The sequence below is a fragment of the Paenibacillus sp. cl130 genome, assembly GCF_900116035.1.
GTDB classification, from domain to species: Bacteria; Bacillota; Bacilli; order Paenibacillales; family Paenibacillaceae; genus Paenibacillus; species Paenibacillus polymyxa_B.
Genome location: NZ_FOYG01000008.1, coordinates 197,302 through 219,794, shown reverse-complemented (window position 1 = coordinate 219,794; position 22,493 = coordinate 197,302). Strand labels below are relative to the sequence as shown.

The 22,493-nt window shown below is 44.7% G+C and carries 16 protein-coding genes; 15 read left to right on the top strand and 1 reads right to left on the bottom strand.

Annotation, left to right across the window (positions count from 1 at the left end):
- Positions 1-66 precede the first annotated feature (66 nt).
- The 13 genes from BM358_RS21155 (at position 67) to BM358_RS21095 (ending at position 16,523) form a co-directional block, all read left to right on the top strand.
- Positions 67-1,614 carry an ABC transporter substrate-binding protein gene (locus BM358_RS21155; RefSeq protein WP_028541762.1) on the top strand — a complete coding sequence of 516 codons (1,548 nt, stop codon included), beginning with the start codon at positions 67-69 and terminating at the stop codon, positions 1,612-1,614.
- 85 nt (positions 1,615-1,699) lie between these two features.
- Positions 1,700-2,617: an ABC transporter permease gene (locus tag BM358_RS21150; protein WP_023990423.1), complete on the top strand. Its 918-nt coding sequence runs from the start codon at positions 1,700-1,702 to the stop codon at positions 2,615-2,617.
- 17 nt (positions 2,618-2,634) lie between these two features.
- The gene (locus BM358_RS21145) at positions 2,635-3,567 is read left to right on the top strand and encodes an ABC transporter permease (RefSeq protein WP_028541763.1); all 933 of its coding nucleotides are present in this window, start codon (positions 2,635-2,637) and stop codon (positions 3,565-3,567) included.
- A gap of 23 nt (positions 3,568-3,590) precedes the next feature.
- Positions 3,591-4,568, top strand: coding sequence for an ABC transporter ATP-binding protein (locus BM358_RS21140; protein ID WP_023990421.1), 978 nt, complete (start codon positions 3,591-3,593; stop codon positions 4,566-4,568).
- Positions 4,565-5,569 carry an ABC transporter ATP-binding protein gene (locus tag BM358_RS21135; RefSeq protein WP_028541764.1) on the top strand — a complete coding sequence of 335 codons (1,005 nt, stop codon included), beginning with the start codon at positions 4,565-4,567 and terminating at the stop codon, positions 5,567-5,569. The genes BM358_RS21140 and BM358_RS21135 overlap by 4 nt, the downstream gene beginning before the upstream one ends.
- Before the next feature lie 45 nt (positions 5,570-5,614).
- On the top strand, positions 5,615-7,639 hold the full coding sequence (locus tag BM358_RS21130; protein WP_028541765.1) for a S9 family peptidase: 2,025 nt from the start codon (positions 5,615-5,617) through the stop codon (positions 7,637-7,639).
- Complete coding sequence (locus BM358_RS21125) at positions 7,632-8,099, top strand: hypothetical protein (protein ID WP_028541766.1); 468 nt, start codon at positions 7,632-7,634, stop codon at positions 8,097-8,099. Before BM358_RS21130 ends, BM358_RS21125 begins: the two co-directional genes overlap by 8 nt.
- A 186-nt stretch (positions 8,100-8,285) precedes the next feature.
- Complete coding sequence (locus tag BM358_RS21120; protein WP_028541767.1) at positions 8,286-9,524, top strand: sensor histidine kinase; 1,239 nt, start codon at positions 8,286-8,288, stop codon at positions 9,522-9,524.
- On the top strand, positions 9,521-10,171 hold the full coding sequence (locus tag BM358_RS21115; RefSeq protein ID WP_023990417.1) for a response regulator: 651 nt from the start codon (positions 9,521-9,523) through the stop codon (positions 10,169-10,171). The genes BM358_RS21120 and BM358_RS21115 overlap by 4 nt, the downstream gene beginning before the upstream one ends.
- 201 nt (positions 10,172-10,372) lie before the next feature.
- Positions 10,373-11,764 (top strand): efflux RND transporter periplasmic adaptor subunit, encoded by a 1,392-nt coding sequence (locus BM358_RS21110; RefSeq protein WP_028541768.1) that lies wholly within the window; start codon positions 10,373-10,375, stop codon positions 11,762-11,764.
- Positions 11,761-14,871: an efflux RND transporter permease subunit gene (locus BM358_RS21105; RefSeq protein WP_023990415.1), complete on the top strand. Its 3,111-nt coding sequence runs from the start codon at positions 11,761-11,763 to the stop codon at positions 14,869-14,871. The genes BM358_RS21110 and BM358_RS21105 overlap by 4 nt, the downstream gene beginning before the upstream one ends.
- Before the next feature lie 166 nt (positions 14,872-15,037).
- Positions 15,038-15,499 (top strand): MarR family winged helix-turn-helix transcriptional regulator, encoded by a 462-nt coding sequence (locus BM358_RS21100; RefSeq protein WP_028541769.1) that lies wholly within the window; start codon positions 15,038-15,040, stop codon positions 15,497-15,499.
- Positions 15,486-16,523 (top strand): threonine aldolase family protein, encoded by a 1,038-nt coding sequence (locus BM358_RS21095; RefSeq protein ID WP_028541770.1) that lies wholly within the window; start codon positions 15,486-15,488, stop codon positions 16,521-16,523. The genes BM358_RS21100 and BM358_RS21095 overlap by 14 nt, the downstream gene beginning before the upstream one ends.
- Before the next feature lie 223 nt (positions 16,524-16,746).
- Here the strand turns inward: BM358_RS21095 and BM358_RS21090 are convergent, their stop codons facing one another.
- Positions 16,747-17,586 carry a helix-turn-helix transcriptional regulator gene (locus BM358_RS21090; protein ID WP_023990412.1) on the bottom strand — a complete coding sequence of 280 codons (840 nt, stop codon included), beginning with the start codon at positions 17,584-17,586 and terminating at the stop codon, positions 16,747-16,749.
- A gap of 188 nt (positions 17,587-17,774) precedes the next feature.
- Here BM358_RS21090 and BM358_RS21085 point away from each other — a divergent pair, with 188 nt between their 5' ends.
- Together BM358_RS21085 and BM358_RS21080 are read left to right on the top strand one after the other, a co-directional pair.
- Positions 17,775-21,083, top strand: coding sequence for a pectinesterase family protein (locus tag BM358_RS21085; RefSeq protein WP_028541771.1), 3,309 nt, complete (start codon positions 17,775-17,777; stop codon positions 21,081-21,083).
- 189 nt (positions 21,084-21,272) lie between these two features.
- Positions 21,273-22,490 (top strand): macrolide family glycosyltransferase, encoded by a 1,218-nt coding sequence (locus tag BM358_RS21080; RefSeq protein ID WP_028541772.1) that lies wholly within the window; start codon positions 21,273-21,275, stop codon positions 22,488-22,490.
- Positions 22,491-22,493: the final 3 nt, after the last annotated feature.

The following is a 22,493-nucleotide window of genomic DNA, read 5'->3' as shown; positions in this document are numbered from 1 at the left end:
TGGGATTAAGACGCTCAAATGCAGCTGTGTGGCAATATACAACCTTAATGGAGTGGAGTGGACAAGATGAATAGACATAAGTGGTTTAGAGGCGGGATTACGTTACTGATTGCTGCGATGATCCTGGCAGGCTGCGGTACCCAATCCACAGGCGATAGTAAAGACAGCGCAACATCGACCGACAGTAAAGTACTGACAATTGCTAATGCTACGGATATTGAAAGTTTTGATCCACATAACAATAACAATACGGCGAGTGAAGCTGTTCTGGTTAACGTATTTGACTACTTATTGAAAAATGATAGTCAGCAAAAGAAAGTACCTGGACTCGCTACTTCCTGGGAAAAGGTAGATGATACCACTTGGCGTTTTCATCTGCGCGAAGGGGTAACCTTCCATAACGGTGATCCATTCACAGCCGAAGATGTGAAGTACACGATAGAAAGAGTGGCAAAGGATAACACACTCAAACAAAATTCCTACTTTAAAAATATCAAAGAAGTGAAAGTGGTAGATGAACATACGGCAGACATCATCACCGATGGACCTGATCCGTTGCTGTTGAATCGTTTATCCAAAATGGGAGCTGGCATCTTACCTTCCAAGTATATTGAGAAAAATGGGATAGAGGCATTCCTTAAAAATCCGATAGGTACGGGCCCTTATAAATTTAGCCAATGGATCAAGGATGACCGGGTGGTACTCGTTAAAAACGATAAGTATTACGAAGGTCAGCCCAAATGGGATCAAGTTGTTTTTCGCTCCATTCCAGAAGCCTCTACGCGTGTATCTGAACTGCTCGCAGGCTCGATTGACATTGCATCTGGTATCCCTTCCACGGATATAGAACGTGTTCAAGGCGAAGAGGGTAAGAAAATCGTCAAGGCTCCGATCCAGCGTGTGCTGCAATTGATTTTACGTCAAAGTCAGGGCAGTGTTACGGCTGACTCCAAAGTGAGAGAAGCGATAGATCTCGCGATTGATAAAAAAGGAATCGTAGACAGCATCGCAGGCGGTGCTGGGATTGTAACCCGTACTTCCGTTACACCAGGCAACTTTGGTGCCGATCCTTCCTTATATGAGAAAACATTATATGATCCGGCTAAAGCTAAGGAACTGCTGAAGCAGGCCGGTTATGCTGGCGCAGGCCCGACATTGACCCTTTCAGTATCCTCAATATACAAAGAGTATGCCGAGGTCGTAGCCGCGATGTTAAATAAAGAAGGATTCAACATTAAATTGGACGTGCTGGAGCCAAGTGCTTTCAGTGAGCGTTACAGTTCCAAATCTTTCAAAGAAATGTTTATGATCGGCATTGGTAATTCTCTATTTGATGCTTCCAACAACTATAATCGCTATCTGGTAGAAGAGGCAAAAGGCGAAACGGATTATAACAATCCGAAGGTAGAGAAGCTGCTGCAGCATGCGCTGACGAATTTGGATACAGCCTCGCGTGAAAAAGAGTATCAGCAAGTGCAACAGATTTTGGCTGAAGATCGTCCAGCCGTATATTTGTTCCAAATGGAAGGGATTTATGGCACCGGTAACGGTGTGAACTTCCAACCGAGAAGCGATGAAATGTTCTATGCAGAGGATATTACACCTGCTAAATAAAGATGAGAAATGAACGGGCGGGGACCTCAATGAAGGTTCCTGCCCGTCCTTTTAAAAAAAGCCTGCTGGTTACGGAGGTGACAGATTGAAAACGTATATCGCTAAATCACTGCTTCAGGTTATTCCTGTACTGTTGATTGTCTCCCTTATTGTATTCATTCTGGTGAGGGTAACCGGGGACCCTGTGGCCCTTATGCTGCCGGAGACCGCTACAGCTGAGGATCGTGCAGTGTTAACGCAGGCGCTGGGGCTAGATCAGCCCTTATATACGCAATACATTAAATTTATTGGCAGTGCCTTACAAGGAGATTTTGGTACCTCGTTTCGCTATGGTGAATCGGCTTTGCCGTTAGTATTGGAACGGCTGCCTGCCAGTTTTGAATTGGCAGTAGCCGCCATGATTTTTGCGGTCATCATTGCTGTGCCGTTGGGCGTCATCTCAGCAGTCAAACGGAATACCTTTACCGATTTAATCATTTCCAGTTTATCCGTAGTCGGCAAGGCCATGCCTAACTTTTGGATGGGGATTATGCTCATCTTATTATTTTCCGTCATGTTAGGGATGCTTCCGGTGTCCGGCCGGGGCGGGATGGATCATTTAATACTCCCGGCCTTTACACTGGGTGTCGGCCTTTCTGCACAGATGACCCGACTCATTCGCTCCAGTATGCTGGACATTTTGAATCAGGACTATATTCGAACAGCCCGAAGTAAAGGGATTCTAGAAATCGTGGTTATCGGAAAACACGCTTTCCGTAATGGATTGATTCCGGTCGTTACGATTATGAGCTTGCAATTTACGAGCTTGATCGGAGGTACACTGATTACAGAGACGGTATTTGCATGGCCGGGTTTGGGACAGTTACTTGTCGTCGCTGTGAATACGCACGACATGGCTATCGTTCAGGCTGCTGTATTTGTGATTGCCTTTATTGTGGTGGTCAGCAATATTTTAACCGATGTCGTTTACCGACTGCTTGATCCAAGGATTAAATACAACTAGAGAGGGGAGGGGGAAGCGTGGCAGGCATTCATGATGTACAAGCCCTTGGTCCAGATCTAAACCTGGATGGCAAAAAGCAGACACAACCGTCCGGTATCGGACGCATATGGAAGCAACTGTTACGAAGTAAAACCGGAACAGTCGGCGCAGTAATCTTACTGCTCGTTAGTTTAACGGCATTATGTGCCCCTATGCTGGCCAGTCACAGTCCTGCGGAAATTGACCCGCTTAACCGTCTGAAGCCGCCTATGTGGCTGGATGGTGGATTGCCGAAACATTGGCTTGGTACAGATAACCTAGGACGAGATATGTGGAGTCGTATCGTATATGGAGCGAGAGTTTCGCTTATCGTCGGTATTGGTGCAGTTCTGGTCTCAGGCACCATTGGCGCAATCCTCGGCCTCCTCGCCGGGTTTTATGGTAGATGGGTGGATGCCACCATAATGAGGGTTGCCGACGCCTTTTTGGCTATTCCGGCTATTCTGCTGATGCTGGTTGTCTTGGCCGTTGTAGGGCCTGGCATGACTACGCTCATTTTCGTCATTGGCGTTACAAATTGGGTTTCTTATACGAGGGTTGTCCGGGGCGAGGTATTGAGTATCAAGGAACGAGACTTTGTTAAAGCAGCCAAGGCGATTGGCTCTAAAAATAGTAGGATTTTGTTGAAGCACATTTTACCGAATGTCCTGTCTTCGTTTATCGTCATTTCCGGTATGAATGTAGCAACGACGATTATTATGGAAGCTTCTCTTAGTTTTCTCGGGTTAGGGATTACACCGCCGGCAGTGTCCTGGGGTGGCATGCTGAGCGATGGGAGACAGTATATAGCCACGAGCTGGTGGGTGGCAACGTTTCCCGGTCTGGCGATTACCATCACAGTCCTGGGCGTCATTTTTCTCGGTGACTGGCTTCGCGACGTGTTAGATCCCCATATGAAAGCGAAAGAATAACAGAAAGCGGGGGATCGGAAAAGATGACCACGAGATTGCTTGAAGTGAATCATTTGAAAACCTACTTTAAAACGGAGGATGGCATCGTTCCTTCGGTCAACGGTGTCAGCTTCACTGTGAATCCAGGCGAAACAGTAGCTATTGTTGGAGAGTCCGGTTCCGGTAAAAGTGTAACCTCCTTGTCTATTATGGGTTTAGTGGCAGCACCAGGTAAAGTCGTGGGCGGGGAGATTCTGCTTGAAGGACGAGACTTGCTCCAATTGTCCAAGGGAGAAATGCGCAAATATCGGGGAAACGAGGTATCCATGATTTTTCAGGAGCCAATGAGTTCGTTGAATCCTGTATTTACGATTGGCAACCAAATCAGTGAGGTCATCCGGCAGCATCAGAAGCTGAGCAAACCCGAAGCACGGCAGAAAAGTATAGAGATGCTGGAAAGGGTAGGTATACCTGGCGCGTCGAAAGTGGTAGGTTATTTCCCACATCAGTTGTCGGGAGGAATGCGTCAGCGGGTGATGATCGCAATGGCCTTGGCCTGCCAGCCAAAACTGCTCATCGCTGATGAGCCGACGACGGCCCTGGATGTAACGATACAGGCTCAAATTTTGAATTTAATCCACAAGCTGAGCAAGGAAGAGAATACAGGCATCATTCTTATTACCCACGATTTAGGTGTCGTCGCGGAAATGGCTGACCGGGTAGTCGTGATGTATGCCGGGGAAGTAGTCGAGGAAGCGGACGTATTTGAATTGTTCGAAAAGCCGGGCCATCCCTATACGATCGGACTGCTAGGATCACTCCCTAAGCTTACGGAACAGAGGGAATGGCTGGATTCCATTCCCGGTACCGTTCCTAATATGATGCAGATGCCGAGTGGTTGTCCATTTCATCCCCGCTGTCCTTATGCCCAGGAACAGTGCACAAGGATTCATCCTGAAATACAGGCCAAGAATCCAGGACACTATGTCAGATGTTTGCGGATGGAGGAGGTGTCAGTATGAACGAGACAACACAGAAAACACCGCTTCTCGAAGTGAATGGGCTTAAGAAATATTTTCCGATGAACAAGGGCTGGTTTTCCAGAAAGAGCGGTTATGTACGGGCGGTTGATGATTTGAGCTTTAAGGTGATGCCAGGAGAAACCTTAGGTATTGTAGGGGAATCGGGGTGTGGCAAATCAACAACAGGACAAATGATTACACAACTGCTAGAACCCACGGCAGGCGAAATTCGTTTTCAAGGGCAAAGCCTGTCTGATTTAACGGACGAAGAAGTCCGCAAAGTCAGACGAGATTTGCAATTTGTATTTCAAGACCCGTATTCCTCTTTAAATCCAAGAATGAAGGTTTTTGATATCGTCGCGGAACCGCTGCAGGTACACGGGATTGCTAGAGGCAAGGAGCTTAAAGCTGAAGTTTTTCGACTGTTGGAAACGGTAGGGTTAGGCGCGCATTTAGCGGATCGGCATCCCCATGAATTCAGTGGCGGGCAGCGTCAACGGATTGGCATAGCGAGAGCACTGGCTATGAAACCGAAGCTCATTGTTTGTGATGAACCTGTATCCGCGCTGGATGTGTCAATTCAGGCTCAGATTTTGAATTTGTTAAAGGAGCTTCAGCAGCAGTTCCAGCTTACCTACATTTTTATTGCCCACGGGTTGCCCTCCGTCAAGCATATTAGCGACCGCATCGCGGTGATGTACTTGGGCAAAATCGTGGAGCTTGCAGATCGTGACGAGTTGTTTGCAAGACCGCAACATCCGTATACAAAAGCATTGCTTGAGGCAGTGCCTGTTCCTGATCCGAGGCTGCGTAAAGAACGGATCACATTGACGGGGGAAATCCCCAATCCTGCCAATCCGCCTTCGGGCTGTACTTTTCACACGCGTTGCCCCTATGCACAAGAGATATGCCGACTACAGAGTCCATTGCTCGAAGAGCATACTCCAGGACATATTGCTGCCTGTCATTTTCCCCTGCATGAGCAGGTGGCTCACGAATAGATGAAATTTTGGAAGTAGGCGTTAACCAAAAAAAGGAGGCTACTCATGAATAAACGATCAATTGTACCGGAGGATTTGTACGGATATCAGTGGATCAGTGATCCCACAATAAGCCCCGATGGAACGATTGCCTACGTCAATAAAAGCATAGATCGCCCAAAGAATGACTACCAAACACACATCCGTGTCGCATCCCTTCTTGGGAACGACGATCAGCCGTTGACCGGTGGCCACAAGGATTCGGCTCCAGCTTGGTCACCCGATGGATTACAGCTAGCTTTTTTACGTCTGGCGAATGGAAGCAAACAGCTATGGACGGTTCCGGCTGAAGGTGGAGAGGGACAGCAGCAGACGGAGGTGAAGCGGGGAGTGGGTGCATTCGTCTGGTCACCGGACGGAAAGTATATTGTATTCACAAGTATGGTGAGTATACACGCTGAGCGGGAAGCCATGGGGCTTGAGGAATATAGCAAGCAATCCGGTGAGCGGGGACGTATCGTGGATCGCACCACTCCCAAAGCTGAAGGATCGGGCTGGTGGAATGGTCTATTTAGTCATTTATATGTATTGGAGCTTGAAAACGGCCGGATCACGCCAATAACGTCGGGACCTTGGAATGCATCTTACCCTGTATGGTCCACGGACAGCAAGCAGATTTCCTTCTTGTCCAAACGTGTAGACGACGACATGAAGGATGCAGACATGCTTTCGTTTTCGGATGTGTATACGATCGATTGCGACGGCGGTAATCTGGTGAAAGTTACGGATTCCAGCTTGGCGATTAGCCAATTTTCGTATGCCCCAGACGGCAAATCTTTGACTCTAATCGCCAGTGATCGCATTTATGGAAGTGGTAGCCAGAATCGACTATACACCGTGCCTGTTACGGGGGGAGCCCCGGAACTATTGGTTCCTGAATTAGACATGAAAATCGGCAACTTCGCCTTAAGCGATATGAAATCATTTGGTCCGTCTCCATCTCCGTTATATGCTCCTGCACGATTGAAGCCAGAAATGTATGTGCTCGGGACGTTGCAGGGTGCTGTTCATATATACCGCATCACAATGGACGGGGATGTTCAAGCGGTGACTGGCGGAAGTGATAGAGATATCTATCAGTACACGCTATCTGATGACGGCCGCTATTTGGTTTTTGCTGCACTTGATGTGGACCGGCCAGGCGAGCTGTATCAAATGAATCTGGAGACAGGGGAAGAGAAGCGACTTACGCACCATAACGACGATCATATGGCTTCCTTGCAAGTGAGTTCACCAGAGACGTTTTGGTTTGAGGCTTCGGATGGCTTCAAGGTACAAGGATGGATTTTCAAACCGGCCGGAATGGTACCGGGGGATCAGGTTCCTTTGATCTTACAAATTCACGGCGGACCCCATGCGATGTATACCGGCACGTATAGCCATGAAATGCAGACGCTCCTTGCGCAGGGATATGCCGTGCTCATGACCAATCCGCGCGGTAGCTTTGGTTATGGTCAGGATTTTGCTCAGGCCTGCCGGGGGGACTTTGGGGGAGGAGATTATCGTGATCTGCTGGACGCCTTGGACTTTGCGCTGAACCAGTTTGATTGTATAGATGAAACCAGGCTCGGGGTGGCTGGCGGCAGTTATGGCGGCCTGATGACCAACTGGATCATTTCTCACACGAACCGATTTCGAGCTGCCGTTACGCAACGCTGCATCTCCAACTGGCTCTCCTTCTATGGCTTGAGCGATATTGGTATTTCCTACACAGAGGGAATCGTTGGGGCTAACCCGTGGGAAGATCCTGAGCTACTCTGGTTCAAATCCCCATTGGCACATGTAAATAGCATTGAAACTCCGTTGCTGATTTTACACGGCGAGGAAGACCTGCGCTGTCCTGTTAGCCAAGGGGATGAGTTGTTTACGGCTCTTAAGCGGTTGGGTAAAATAACACGCCTCATTCGATATCCCGGGTCCAATCATTCATTGCTAAAGAGCGGTAAACCGTCCCTTCGTGTGGATAACTTTGAACAAGTGGTGGCTTGGTTCAATTCCTACTTGAGTAAAGGAGTATACTCCAATGAGTAAAGTGAAATTGTCCATCCCAGTGGCCTTTCTGATCGAGAACTTATGTACGAGTGGTGAACCAAAAGACGTCATCATTGAATGTATCAAAAAACAGGATTTCACTCCTTTGCTCGACAAGGTTAAAGAAAAAACAATGGATTTCAAAGAACGTTGTCAAACGGCAGAAGACATAGGAGACGAGTGGGAAGAAGCGATCCTTAGTGGTTATGAATTTAAGTTTTTACACATCAATGGATTGAAAAGGCTGCTTTATTTTCGTTTGGATCGAGCCCTAGATCGCGATTATGAGCAAGATGGGATCACGTTGAAAAATCTGTATCTTGATCCTATCGAAATTGATACTTTACAAGGGCTCATCGGCAGACAGTGGCAGGTGATTGCTGAAGACAATGAAGCTGCAGGTAACGTGCAGAGGAGAGTCAGCATTAAGCTTTTATACCGAAATGAAGATGATTCTTAAAAAGCAAATAGTATTTAATGCCCAAACGTACAAATGATATTGCCCATGTGTACGTTTTTTTCTTTTTGTTTTTTTGTAAAATAATATATAAATGATTTCTGTTCAAACTAAATGGACCAGGCGCTCTCATAGCGGCGTTGTCTCTAATAAGTTGAAAAGCCGAATTCAGAATTGTAGGAGGGAATTATGATTGATGTATTCAATGAACAGATTCAAAATCTAGATCCAGAAATAAGTGAAAGTGAAGGTGAATTTGAGAAGAAAGATATTTCAAAAGTGTTAACTATAATATGGATTTTTATAATTTATAGTGAGTCTGTCATTCTTCAACATTTGTCCAGCGGTCTAAATCTGCCGCAAAGTGTCTTATTCACTGTAATCATCATATTGCACATCCTCTTGTACTTGCATGCTCAAAGAGTTGCAAAATATTTTTCATGGGCTTATTTTGTTGTGCAAGGGGGATTGATCTTTTCAAGTGCATTTCTTCTACCTGAAAGTTTCTCCATTGTACTGGTTGGGTTAATGCCAGTTTTGGTGGGTCAGAGTATAGGCATTTATTACAAGCCGCTTAAGGTTATTCTTGTATTTTTGATCTCCTATGTACTTTTTTGTGTGGCTGTGGTCTGGCATAATGATGGCAAGCAATTTGTGTTGTTCATCCCGCTGTTTTTTCTAATTGCAGTTGTTATAGTAGCTTATGCCGTTCTTTTTCTCAAACAAGTCAAAGCACGAATCCGAACGCAAAACGTTCTTAAAGAACTTGAAATTGCACATCAAAAGGTCGAAGAACTTACAATTGCTAACGAACGACAACGTATGGCCCGTGATCTTCATGATACGCTGGCTCAAGGGCTTGCTGGGCTAATCATGCAACTTGAAGCCATTGATGCCCATCTGACAAAAGGAAGTACGCAAAGAGCTCAGGAGATCGTCCAACAATCGATGTCACAAGTGCGAAGAACATTGTCTGATTCAAGGCGAGCTATAGACAATCTGCGTTCGAAAACCATCTCGGAAGTTGATTTTGCAGAAGCAGTGGAGGAAGAAATACAGCGATTTACAATGGCTACGAGCATTCGTGTAATACGCAACATCAAAATTAAAGCTTCAGTTCCCAGACTGGTGTTCGAACATGGATTGTTTATTATAAGCGAGTGTTTAACCAACGTAGCGAAGCATTCACATGCTAATACCGTATGGATTAATATTTTAGATAACGAAGGCAAGATTGAAATCGAGATTCGCGATGATGGAAAAGGATTTGATACGGATATTATTGCCAAGCAAACAGGGCATTACGGAATAATAGGTATACATGAACGTGTACGGATACTGGGTGGAAAAATCAATATTAGCAGTATATTTCAAGAAGGTACAGCTATAAAAATAGAGGCGCCTCTTACTAAAGGAGACCTATCATGAAATACAAGATTTTAATTGTCGACGATCATTGGGTAGTTAGAGAAGGATTAAAGCTGGTGCTGGAGACCAATGACAGTTATGAGGTTATTGGTGAAGCCGGAGAAGGTGTAACGGCTCTTAAATTGATTGAAGAACTTCAGCCGCATGTCATATTGTTGGATTTATATATGCCACAAATGAGTGGTTTGGAAACCATGAAAGCCCTCAGAGAAAAACAAAATGAAACACCAGTCATTATCCTGACGACCTATAACGAAGATGATTTAATGATTAAGGGGCTCTCTTTGGGAGCAAAAGGATATTTATTAAAAGATACCAGTCGAGAAAATTTATTTCGCACTATTGAGTCTGCGCTAAGGGGGGAAACGCTGCTTCAGCCAGAGATAACAGCAAGGGTATTCGCTGCCACGAATAAGAGAGAAGCTGAGATAGAGTCACACGAAAGAAACTTAGTTCTGACTGATAAGGAAAAGCACATATTAAAGTCTGTTGCACATGGTTATAAAAGTAAGGAAATTGCGTTTGATATGGGAATTTCCGAGCGTACCGTAAAGGCACATTTAACGAATATTTATAACAAGCTTGGTGTTGATTCCAGATCCGAAGCTGTTGCTGTTTCGTTGGAACGTGGTATTTTACAGCTTTAGAAATAATAACTGAAAATATGTTATTTATTTGCCCAGTCGTACATAAGGTGCTTGCCCCTTTGTACGATTTTTTTGTTTGTTCATTGTTATAACATGAAAAAAGGATGAAAAAGTTTACTTGACCCACGGGTTGCTGATAGCACCTTTAGAAGAGAGAATCAGAGAGGATGACATTAGTTGAAGAGAAAAGGAATCAGAATAATGATTGCAGGGGTTGTATTAGCTATAGTAGCTTCTGGTTGCTCCAGTGCAACGGAGAACTCTGTAACACAAGCCAGTCACCCGGTAAAAGTGGAGAAACTTGCAATGAAACCTTTGGCCAATGATTTTAATTTGGCGGGGACATTGCAGGCAAGTAATGAGGCCAATGTTTCCTTTGAAGCGGATGGACGTATATTGAACACCATGGTCGAGGTTGGAGATTCAGTAGAAAAAGGGAGTGTCCTTGCGAAGTTAGATACATCTGCTTATCAGTTACAGCTGGATCGGGCAAAGGCAACCATGGAAAAGGCAAAGGCTGGTGTTAGCCAAGCGGAGGCTTCTGTTCAATCGGCACAGGCGGGCATTCATAGTTCACAATCCCAGGTCAATGCGGCCCAATCCAAATTACAGGAATTGAACAATGGCGCCAAAAAGCAGGAGATTGCACAGTCTCAAAATGCGGTTACTGTAGCAACTAATAATTACAACAAGAAGAAAGCGGATGCCGCACGGTCCCAAAGTCTATTCCAGGCAGGTGCAGTATCCTTAACGGAAAATGAGAATGCACAGCTGGAATTAACGAACGCACAAGAAAGTTTAAGTGATGCGCAAGAGAAATTGTCTCTTTTGCTTGCAGGGGCATCCCAAGAACAACGTGCACAAGCTTCGGCTGGGGTAGATCAGGCCAGAGCAGGGCTGGAGTCAGCTAGGGCTACTAGGCAACAAGGGATAGCCAGCAAAGCCCAGGCGCAGGCTACCTATGAGGATGCATTGGCTGCTTATGAACAGTCATCCTTGTCACTGAAAAAAGCTACTTTAACCTCCCCGATCACAGGTGTTGTGATTGAAAAAAAGATATCTGATGGTCAACTGGGCTCCAGCGGGAGTGAGGCATTTGTTGTCGGGAATATCAAGACTTTAAAAGTACTCCTCCCCGTACCGGACAGTGAAATCTTATCTTGGAAGAAAAACCAAAAAGTAAATATGTCTCTCTATGATGAAATTAGAACAGGGACTGTTACCCAGATCTATCCATCGACTAACTCCAAAACGGGAAGCATCAATGTGGAAGTTAGCATTCCCAATCCTGAACTGAATTGGAAGCCTGGTCAAGTCATTAGTGCTTCTAAAAGCATGAATCAAAACGAAGCGCTTTTAGTACCCGTAGAGGCTGTAATTAGTACGGAAAATGACCCGTATGTCTTTAAAGTTGTGAATGGAAAGGCCGTAAAAGCCGCGATTAAACTGGGGAAAGTGACTAATAATCTACTCGAAGTGGTCTCTGGGCTACAGGCAGGCGATCAAATCGTTACGCAAGGAGCAGGAACCTTATTTAATGGTGATTTAATTGGGAATGATGTACTTGGGAAATCGGAGGAGTCGTCCGAATGATTAAATATATCGTTAAAAAGCAGAAAATCACACTTATTTTCTTTGGCATGTGTATTTTGCTAGGGATTTACAATTTTGCATCGTTACCTAAACAGGAGATGCCCGACGTTATTCCTATGTCAGCCAGTGTCACAACTGTGTATCCAGGGGCCTCACCTGAAAGAATCGAACAAACCATTACGAAGATATTGGAACAGAAAATTAAAGAAGTGGAGGGTGTCAAAACTATTTCTTCCACTTCATCTAAGGGCCAATCTAGTATAAGTATAGAAGCTTTGGATGAGGCAAATCCGACAAAAGTGTGGGCCGATCTTCGTACAAAGGTACAGGATGCGCAGTCTGAACTTCCGGACGATGCGATGCAGCCCATTATCAATGATAGTATGGCAGGCTCCTTCATCGGGTCATACGCAATCACTTCTGATAAAGTTGAAAATTTATATGCGTTAAATGAATTGATGAATAAATGGAAAGATCAATTAAAAACGGTCTCAGGAATTTCAAAAGTTAATATTCAAGGAATTCCAGAACAAGAAGTACGGATAAGCCTGAACACTCAAAAAATGCAGCAATATGACATCTCCTGGGAACAGGTCGTTCAAGCCATTAAAAATGAAAACGATAGAGTGCCTACAGGAAGTCTGGATTTCAATCAGCGTACGTATCAGTTGACAGTAGATGCTTCAACTGATCCCAATGTTTTAAATAATGTTCAGATTTCAAGCAACGAAGAAGGGTTCCCTATATCCTTGAAGGATATAGGTTCAGCCTCGCTTGTTTTAAAAAAAACGGGGAGTTATACGTATGTGAATACCAAGCCTGCTATTTCAATCAGTTTGAGTGGAGATAAAGGCACAGACGTACCAACGGTATCCAAAGCGGCAACAGCCAAAATCAACGAACTTGCGAGTAGTTTACCTAAGGATGTACATTTTGAACTACTTTTCGCTCAAAATGACCGTGTAAGTGAAATATTTGGTAATCTCTCCAAAGAGATGATGATTGCTATTGCATCGGTTATTGTGATTTGTACATTAGGTTTGAACTTGCTGACCTCTGCATTTGTGGCCTTGGCTATCCCTGTTTCTATTGCCATCGGTTTTATTGTCTTGCCGATGACAGGAACGACGCTGAATCAAATTTCAGTCATCGGATTAATCATCGTACTGGGGATACTGGTTGATGATGCCGTTGTGGTAAACGACAACATTGAACGCCGACGCTCTGAATTTGGGGAAGATGCTACGGAGGCGGCAATTAAAGGAACGAAAGAAGTATCCTTATCGATCATTACAGCCACGCTGGCTACGGTTGCAGCATTTGCCCCGCTTTTATTTCTACCGGGCAATATGGGAGACTTTATTAAACCGATCCCTACCGTTATTTCGTTAACGATGCTGGCCTCCATGATTATGTCGCTTACGATCATTCCTATTTTCCGTCAATGGTACGATAACCGTCATAAAGGTAAAGAACGTAGCAAACCGACCAAGCCTCCAGGGCTTCTTGGCAATCAAATTCAGTCCCTCTCTAATGTATACGCTAAAAACTGGATGCCGAGAATACTGCGTCGACCACTTTTCACTGCGCTTATTGGTCTTATGATTGGTACGGCAGCTTATGGACTGCTTGCTATTGTGCCCATTCAATTATTTCCTGAATCGGACCAACCGGATGCCACAATCAACGTAACGATGCCAGAAGGAACGTCGTTGCAGGCAACCAATCAGGTTATAACCGAGATTGAGAACTGGGTTAAAAAGCAGCCAGAAACCGAACATTTGGCAGCAACGGCAGGTGGTGGAGCACCTCAAATGTACAGCGATATAGTAGCTGGTAGTGGCTCCGTGGGAGCGGTACACGGACAACTTACTGTTGTTGGTAAAGAGGGAGTCTTTGATATCAAAAAAACAGTGGACAGCTGGACAAGTACGCTGCAAGCCAAATATCCAGCAGCATTAATAAGTATACGTGTTCCTCAATTAGGCATCCCAGTCGGTAGTGCAGTATCTGTCCGTATTAAAGGAGAAGACCTTGGAAAGTTGCAAACGATGACCACAAAAATAAAAGAAATTGTTGCGGGAACTTCTGGAGCTGTAGATGTGACCGATAATATGGGGATGCAAAGCTATAATTTGAATTTTCAAGTCAACCAGCAGGCCTTGGATAAATATCAGGTCAACTATTCCAACTTAACCCGCACTTTGTTGCTAATGGGTGACGGAGTGAAGGTCACGGATTTTGACACGGGTAAGGAACTGCTGGATATCAATATGTACATGGATAAACCTAACCATGATCCTGAGGTGTTATTCCAACAGCTAAGTGTCACTAATGCGGGAGGAGAGCAGATCCCGTTATCCCAGTTAGCAACGATGAAACCGGACTTTTCCATTCAGCAAATCCACCGCTATGATTTGGAACGGACGGTAACGATCTCCGCCAATGCAAAAGGGCGTACGGCTACGGAGCTCACCCAGGACATCCGTAGCAAGCTTACAAGTACACATTTCGATTCGGGGTACACTTGGGAAATGGACGGGGAAACATCTACGCAGACCGATTTGTTTAAGGATTTAGGCAAATTAGCCGTTATCGTTGTTTTTCTCATTCTGCTCTTGATCACCATGCAGTTTTACTCGGTTTCCACACCGATCATTATAATGACGACTGTGTACCTGGCAGCAGCAGGAGGAGTGCTTGGTAGCTTTATTACAGGTATGCCAATTGGTTTTATGAGTATTATGGGTATCATTTCACTTGCCGGTATCGTCGTGCGCAATGGTATTGTATTGATCGAGTTTATTGAAGATGCGCGGCGTGAAGGCGCAGAATTAACAGAAGCCATCTTAATGGCATGCTCTGCCCGTTTCCGTCCGATCTTGCTCACCTCGCTAACTGCGATCGTCGGAATGATACCGATTGCTACGATGGGAGAAATTCTATTCAAGCCATTGGCAGCGACCATTATATTCGGACTGATTTTTTCAACCATTTTAACGTTGTTTGTAGTTCCGACTCTTTATATGGTCGTAGCTCATCTGAAGCTGAAACGGAAGCATAAGAAGGAAAAGGCTATAAATAGCGATAGCTCAATGACCTTGTAGGTAAATATAGAAAAGAATATACTTCATTTTTCCTTATTATTATGAAATCGTACATTAGACGAGTGTCTTAATGTACGATTTTTCTTTTGTGATTATTATTTCATTGACATAGTCCACAAAAATCATTACTATAATTGTTGCAAAAGTCCACTAAATTGGGGGAGTTATGATCAATATAAATGCTAATATGATAGCGGATATGAGGCGTTTTAATCGGTTCTATACGAATATACTGGGTGTTTTAGATAGACATGTGCTGGATAGCGGATATTCCTTTACCGAGGCCCGTGTCATTATAGAGATCGGGTTGATCGAGCCATGTATTGCGAATACTCTTGTCGAATCTCTTAAAATTGATCGCAGCTATATGAGTAGGATCATTGCTAAATTTTGCAAAGAGGGCTTTCTTGTTAAGGAAAATTCAACGTTGGATAATAGAACAAATCTGATTCGTTTGACTCCTAAAGGAAAGGAGTTCTATAACCAACTGAATGAAAGGTCTGATGAACAAATTCTAAAATTAGTTCAAGGACTTTCAGAAGAAGAGATAAAGGAATTACATGCTTCTATGTTGTTAATTCAGAAGAAATTGGATAATTTGGAGAGGATACAGAATGATACGATTTGAATGCGACTATACCGAAGGTGCCCATGAGCGCATATTAAAGCGACTACTGGAGACTAATGATGAACAAACTCCAGGTTATGGTGTGGACGATCATTGTGAAAAAGCCAGAGCATATATTAAAGAAGCATGTGACTCCCCAAATGCGGATGTACACTTTTTGGTTGGAGGTACACAGACCAATACCACCGTCATTTCTTCTATTCTGCGTCCACATCAAGGCGTCGTTGCGGCAGTTTCTGGACATGTTGCTGTTCATGAAACCGGAGCAATTGAAGCTACTGGACATAAAATACTTACTTTGCCAAGCGGGGATGGGAAGATCCGGGCCGAGCAGGTACAAGATTTGTATGACGCTCACTGGAATGATGCCGCTCCTGAGCATAGTGTACAGCCCGGTATGGTTTATATTTCCCAACCTACTGAAAATGGAACGATCTATAGTAAATCAGAGCTGGAGGCATTAAGTAGAGTCTGTCGAGAGTGTGGTTTACCACTGTTTATAGATGGAGCCCGATTAGGTTATGGCTTGGTGGCCGAAGATAGCGATGTATCTTTAGCAGATATAGCGAAGCTATGCGATGTATTTTATATTGGTGGAACCAAAATTGGAGCCTTGATGGGAGAAGCAGTAGTCATTCTAAATGGTACATTGAAAAAAGATTTTCGATATATGATCAAGCAAAAAGGAGGGCTGCTGGCTAAGGGAAGAATGTTGGGCATTCAATTCGAAACTTTGTTTGAAGACGGTTTATACGTTGAAATTTCCAAACACGCCATAGATATGGCCATGCTGCTTCAAAACGGATTATCTGAGCAAGGGTTTTCTTTTCAATACCGTTCTACAACCAATCAGCAGTTTCCGATTTTACCAGATCGTATACTAAAGGCATTGAGTGAAAAATATACTTACTCCTTTTGGGAAAAGGTTGATGATGCACATAGTGCTGTTCGATTCTGTACCAGTTGGGCAACGAAGAAAGAAAATGTTGAATTGCTAATTCAGGATATTAAAGCATTGCGATAAAGGTCATAGAAAGAGTAATTTATAATTTTAAAGATGTAGAATGACTATGTAATAGCCATACTTCGTTGCATGCATTGCAGCGAAGTATGGTTTTTTTTGTGCATTTTACTTATTCCAAAGTGGCTTGTCTTTAGTTCCATGAAAGAGCAAGTGGATATAAAAATGGAAAAACAAGACAAGAGCGGAGGTATAAAATCGGCGTCTAATTCTTTACACTGAATATCTACCGAACCTGCTTGCGGTACTGAAGAGGGGAGAGCCCAGTTATTTTTTTGAAGATTTTATTAAAGTGGGAAGCATGACCGAACCCGACATCCTCTGCAATATGCTGGATTTTGTCCTTGGTGGTTCGAAGTCTGGTTTGGGCCGCCCTGACCCTCACTACGCGGATGTATTCGCTGAAATGAAAACCAGTCAACTTTAGAAAGATACGGCTTAGGTACGCTGGACTAATGAAAAAGCAGGCGGCCACTTGTTCGAGAGTTAACGGTTCATTGTAATGATCCTGAATAAAAGAAGAAATTTCCGTGATTTTCTGATGCATGGGATGAGAGGAAACAGGTTCACTACGCTCGATCGCTTCCGATCGGTGCACCAGGATCAGCATTTCCAGCAGTAAATGCTGTACGCAACGGTCATGCAGAGGCTGCTTATTCCTGCATTCGGTATTCATCTGTAGGAATAAACGTTCAACCTCCACTTGCTCTCTCGCAGGTAAGCGAAGCAACGCGGATTGCTGATACGGCGGCAGGTCAAGAATGTCATGATCCTGCTGTGGGAGAAACGTCGGAGAAAAATGAATCAAGATGCGCTCTGTTTCCTGCAATTGCGTACTGGCGGTAGAGTGCAAGTCATGAGGAAGGATGAATATCAGATCCCCCTTGCGAGCGGTGTATACCTTGCCATTCATAAAATAGATGCGTTCGCCTCGCAGTAAGAGATACAGCTCATAGTTCTCGTGGACATGAGGCCGGGGCATAACTGTGAAACCGGTACGATAGATGTGATGAATGGAGAATTGTTGTTCTCCAATGACATATTTATCTTCTTTCATTTCATTCATGTGCTTCTTCCTTTACAAATTAAGATAAGTAAGCGCATTCATATACCAACAGTATATATGACAACCTGCCAATGATAAAAGCAGAAAAGATTGATGAAAGGAGGTGAAGGCGCTTCTGAACGTCTCGGATCGTGTTTTTATAAAAATATGCGCTGATGTGGAAGAAAATCTTAGGGAGGAAACAGAATATGAGCAAGCAGCGTACATGGAAAAAGGTGCTATGTAATGTGGTTGTGGGTTCATTGTTGTTGACCTTGTGCCCACCACTAATCCAAGCGGAGACTGCGGTAGGAACAGAGATCGCAAAGGTGGCAAAAGTGGCGACGGATATTCCGGCGTTTCCGGGGGCTGAGGGTGGCGGTAAATATGTTACTGGTGGACGCGGAGGTGAAGTGTATGAGGTCACCACGCTGGCAGACTACGGCAAAGGGGAACAGATAATACCCGGATCTCTTCGCGCAGCGGTCAGCTCCGATAATCGGACGGTCGTATTCCGGGTGGGTGGAACGATTCATCTCAAGGAGCCACTTAAAATCTTGGGAAACAACCTGACGGTTGCTGGTCAGACAGCTCCTGGCGACGGCATAACTGTAAGCGATTACACAACAGGGATTGATGCAGATAACGTCATTCTCCGTTACCTGCGTTTCCGATTGACCGACCGTTACCCCAGTGAGGATGACGCGTTAGGGGCCAGATACCATAAAAACATAATGATTGATCACTGTTCCTTTAGCTGGTCGGTGGATGAGGTACTGAGCCTGTATGACAACGTCAATACAACGGTACAATGGTCCATTGCGTCCGAGAGTATGCTAATGACTACGCACCAGAAAGGTCGCCACGGCTATGGCGGCATATGGGGCGGACGGAATTCCACCTATCATCATAACTTGTTGGCTCACAATGCAAGCCGTAATCCGCGTTTTCCAACCGATAAAAAACAAATCGACGCTGTGGAAATGACCAATAATGTCATTTATAACTGGGGATTTTTCTCTTCGTACGGCGGCGGTGAAGGATCGTATAATGTGCTAAATAACTATTATAAGTATGGCCCCAACACATATCAGGACGTTCGCGGTCAAATCTTTGTGGACGTGGGTAGTAAAAAATATAAAACACGCATCTTTATTGGTGGTAACTACATGTACGGCAATGACTCGGTTACAAAAGACAACTGGCAGCTTGGAACATCCATTGGGTCAATTATTGATCCTTCCACCCGTTTGGCGGAGCCGATTGAAGTTAGAGGGGAATACGACAACGGAATCTCACCAGATGCGTATGGTCCATATCAAGCGACAGATGCACAAACCGCATATACTGAGGTGCTTGCCGGCTCAGGAGCCACGCTGCCAAGAAGAGATGCGGTGGACGCTCGAATTATGAATGATGTGAAGAATGGAACGGGTGCGTTTATTAACTCTCCGCGTGAAGCAGGGTGGATTTATGACGATTATAACGTAACGACTACGGAGCTTTCTGACAGTGACCATGATGGAATGCCGGATGAATGGGAACGTGCCAATGGGCTGGACCCCAATAATGCAGATGACCGTAACGGTCAGGGGCTTGCCGGCACAGGGGCGTATGCTCATTTTGCCAAGGGTTATACGAATCTTGAGGTCTATTTAAATGATCTTATTGAGAAGCTGTCGAATGGAAATGAGGTGGATAATCCAGAGGCCGTCGTTCAGGTGTCGGATGCAAACGGACGTTCACTAAAGCATAACGATATTTTGGAAGCAGGCCGGGATGCGACCATAACAGCAACAGCCAAGGACAAAGATGGTATTGCTCACGTTGAATTTATCATTGATGGCAAACTTGTTGGTAAAGTAGAGACCGCACCTTATCATCTCGATTGGAATCATGTAACAGACGGTACCCACAATATTATTGTACGGGTGACCGACCGCAAGGGGACTGCTGTATTTTCCAATCCTGTTACCATTCACGTCAATACGACTGCGCCATCGGGAAGTTGGCTCAGCGAAGAGATTGGCTCTGAGGGCAACGATGGTTATATAAAAGGGCATACTCAGGTCTTAAAAGAAGATGCAAGCGGTAGGAGCATACGACTGAAGTCAGCGGGAGACGTTGACGGTAAGGCAGATATTTTCCATTATGCTTATCAAAAATGGGAAGGTGACACTGAGATCACAGCCCGTGTGGAACAAATTACCCCGGTGGATGATAATGCCGAAGCGGGTGTAATGATTCGTGAATCGCTGAAGCCTGGATCAAAAATGGCTTTTATGTCTTTAGCATTTGTTAAATATGGCAAACAGGGTATTCTTATCAGTCGTGATCAAACGGATGGTAAGACGAAACGTGCGTCAATGGAGGCTTTTATTACAACGCCATATTCGGTTCGTCTTGTACGACAAGGACAAAAGGTTACCGGCTGGGTATCCGCAGATGGTGTGGCGAACTGGGAGAAGGTTGGTGAAACTGTTATAGATGTGCCGGATAATCAGCCGCTATTGATCGGGTTGGCTACCGATGCATCCAAACAACAAAACGATGTATGGAATTACAATACTTCGGAATTCAGCAATGTCACCATCCGCAACCTGACAGACTCAGGAGGAACTCATCCCACTAGTGTGGTGGTAGCAACCTATGGCCCTGCTGACTTTAGATCTCTTCAGGCAGCTATTGACGCAGTCCCTGACGACAGCAACACAAGGACAGTTATCCATCTCAAAAACGGTACGTATCGTGAAAAAATAAAGGTGAATTCCTCCAAAAAAAATCTGAGCATTATCGGAGAAGATCGCGACAAAACGATCATTTCTTTTGATGATACGGCCAAAACCGTGGTGGACGGAAAAGAATTAGGAACAAGCAACAGCTATACAATGCGTGTGCAAAGTCCCGATTTTGTGTTGGAGAATGTCACGGTTGCCAATACAGAAGGAACTGGGCAGGTGCAGGCTGTAGCGTTATATGCCGAAGGCGATCGTGGTAAGTATCACAATGTCAAAATTACCGGCCTACAGGATACGTTGCTTGTGAACCGTGGCAGACAGTATTTCAAGGACAGCTACATCAGTGGCAGTGTAGATTTTATATTTGGCAATGCACCTGCCGTGTTTGATAATTCGATCATACACAGCCTGCGTGCTGGATATGTGACAGCAGCTTCAACAGAAGAGAACAAGCCGGGCTTTGTATTTATTCAATGTCGGCTGACAACAGAAAATGGCTTGACAGGCAAGGTGGATCTCGGACGGCCATGGCGCCCTTACGCTCATGTTACTTTTTTGAAGACCTATATGGATGACCATATCAAGCCGGGCGGCTGGAACAATTGGGGCAAGGAATCCAATGAGCAGACCGCAAGATTTGGAGAGTTTGACAACTTTGGGCCAGGTGCGGAAAGTAGCGGGCGTGTACCTTGGGCCAAACAGCTTACCGCCGATGAAGCAAGCCAGTACACCGTTGAAGCTGTTCTGAGCGGGACAGACCATTGGGATTGGCGTCTTTAAATTTGATGTTCAATGGTTAAGCGGGGCAAGCGCTTCTAGCGTTCAGCCTCGCTTATTTCTATAGTTTGAGTAGAGGATACATACTTAATTTTCGGTGTTGAAAATACTTGTTTATATGGTAAATGTTTGCTATGTTAAAAGTGCATTTATTTCAAATTGTAATTTATTATTGATTTGGAGGTGTAAGGTATGGCACGTGTGTTAGTAGTGATCACGCCTGCTGAAGGCCATGTTAATCCGACACTAGGATTAGTGAAAAGGTTGGTAGACAGTGGGGAGGATGTTGACTATGTGTGTACGGAAGAATATCGTACGAGAATTCAACAGACAGGAGCACAGATGATCACCTACCCTTTTGTTGATGATGCTTTTTCTAAAGACTCTGATTTAAAGCCAGCAGAATACAAACATCATTATCAATTTGTGTACATGATGGTAAAAGGTATGATTCTTCCGATTATTCCAGAGGTTTTGAGAGTTATTGAAAACAGAACCTATGATTATTTAATCTATGATTCTTTGATGGGCTGGGGAGGCACGATTATTGCAGAGAAGCTAGGAATCCCTGCTGTGTGCTCCATCGCTTCTTTTGCTTTCGTAGAGCCATTGGGATCGGGGCAAGGCATGAATGACAATGATCCGGAGGTAAAAAAGTTGTACACGGCTACGATGCAAATAACGCATCAACTAGCTAATGAGCTTCAGGTTGACGCTCCGGCTATAGAAGAGATTGCTCCTCATGGCGGGCGCTTAAGAATAGTTTATACAAGCCGCTATTTTCAACCGCAAGCCGAAAAACTGGATCACAGTTTTATTTTTACAGGTCCTTCTATTGTACCGCGGAAAGATGCTCCATCTTTCCCGTTCGAACAACTTCGTGTTCTGCATCCACAGGCGGTTTACATTTCAATGGGTACTATTTTGAATAAAGACTTGGAATTTTATAAGCTTTGTTTTGCAGCATTTCGCGATTTGCCTGTGCAGTTTGTGCTGTCTTCAGGCAATTATACAGACATGGAGCCATTGGCCCCGTGTATCCCTGACAATTTTATAATCAAGCCTTATATTCCGCAATTGGAAATGCTTCAGCATGTGGACGCTTTTGTTACACATGCGGGGATGAACAGTACAAGTGAAGCCCTATATTACAATGTACCGCAGGTCATGATTCCTTTAACATCGGATCAGCCGATCGTAGCCAGTCGGGTGCAGGAACTGGGAGCGGGTGTTGTTGTGGATAAAAATGAGCTTACACCCGCTAGTTTGAGAGCTGCCTTATTAGAGGTATTGAGTCATCCAACCTATAAAGAACAGGCTCATGTGATCGGCGAATCATTACGCCAGGCTGGTGGGTATAGACATGCTGCAGATACAATTATGAGTCATTTCTCCACCATAGAAAAATAAGCG

What these genes read in the sequence shown, in the direction of transcription:
- BM358_RS21155 (WP_028541762.1), top strand. Translation starts at nt 67, where the DNA reads ATGAATAGACATAAGTGGTTTAGAGGCGGGATTACGTTACTGATTGCT.
- BM358_RS21140 (WP_023990421.1), top strand. Translation starts at nt 3,591, where the DNA reads ATGACCACGAGATTGCTTGAAGTGAATCATTTGAAAACCTACTTTAAA.
- BM358_RS21135 (WP_028541764.1), top strand. Translation starts at nt 4,565, where the DNA reads ATGAACGAGACAACACAGAAAACACCGCTTCTCGAAGTGAATGGGCTT.
- BM358_RS21130 (WP_028541765.1), top strand. Translation starts at nt 5,615, where the DNA reads ATGAATAAACGATCAATTGTACCGGAGGATTTGTACGGATATCAGTGG.
- BM358_RS21125 (WP_028541766.1), top strand. Translation starts at nt 7,632, where the DNA reads ATGAGTAAAGTGAAATTGTCCATCCCAGTGGCCTTTCTGATCGAGAAC.
- BM358_RS21120 (WP_028541767.1), top strand. Translation starts at nt 8,286, where the DNA reads ATGATTGATGTATTCAATGAACAGATTCAAAATCTAGATCCAGAAATA.
- BM358_RS21115 (WP_023990417.1), top strand. Translation starts at nt 9,521, where the DNA reads ATGAAATACAAGATTTTAATTGTCGACGATCATTGGGTAGTTAGAGAA.
- BM358_RS21110 (WP_028541768.1), top strand. Translation starts at nt 10,373, where the DNA reads ATGATTGCAGGGGTTGTATTAGCTATAGTAGCTTCTGGTTGCTCCAGT.
- BM358_RS21105 (WP_023990415.1), top strand. Translation starts at nt 11,761, where the DNA reads ATGATTAAATATATCGTTAAAAAGCAGAAAATCACACTTATTTTCTTT.
- BM358_RS21100 (WP_028541769.1), top strand. Translation starts at nt 15,038, where the DNA reads ATGATCAATATAAATGCTAATATGATAGCGGATATGAGGCGTTTTAAT.
- BM358_RS21095 (WP_028541770.1), top strand. Translation starts at nt 15,486, where the DNA reads ATGATACGATTTGAATGCGACTATACCGAAGGTGCCCATGAGCGCATA.
- BM358_RS21090 (WP_023990412.1), bottom strand. Translation starts at nt 17,586, where the DNA reads ATGAATGAAATGAAAGAAGATAAATATGTCATTGGAGAACAACAATTC.
- BM358_RS21085 (WP_028541771.1), top strand. Translation starts at nt 17,775, where the DNA reads ATGAGCAAGCAGCGTACATGGAAAAAGGTGCTATGTAATGTGGTTGTG.
- BM358_RS21080 (WP_028541772.1), top strand. Translation starts at nt 21,273, where the DNA reads ATGGCACGTGTGTTAGTAGTGATCACGCCTGCTGAAGGCCATGTTAAT.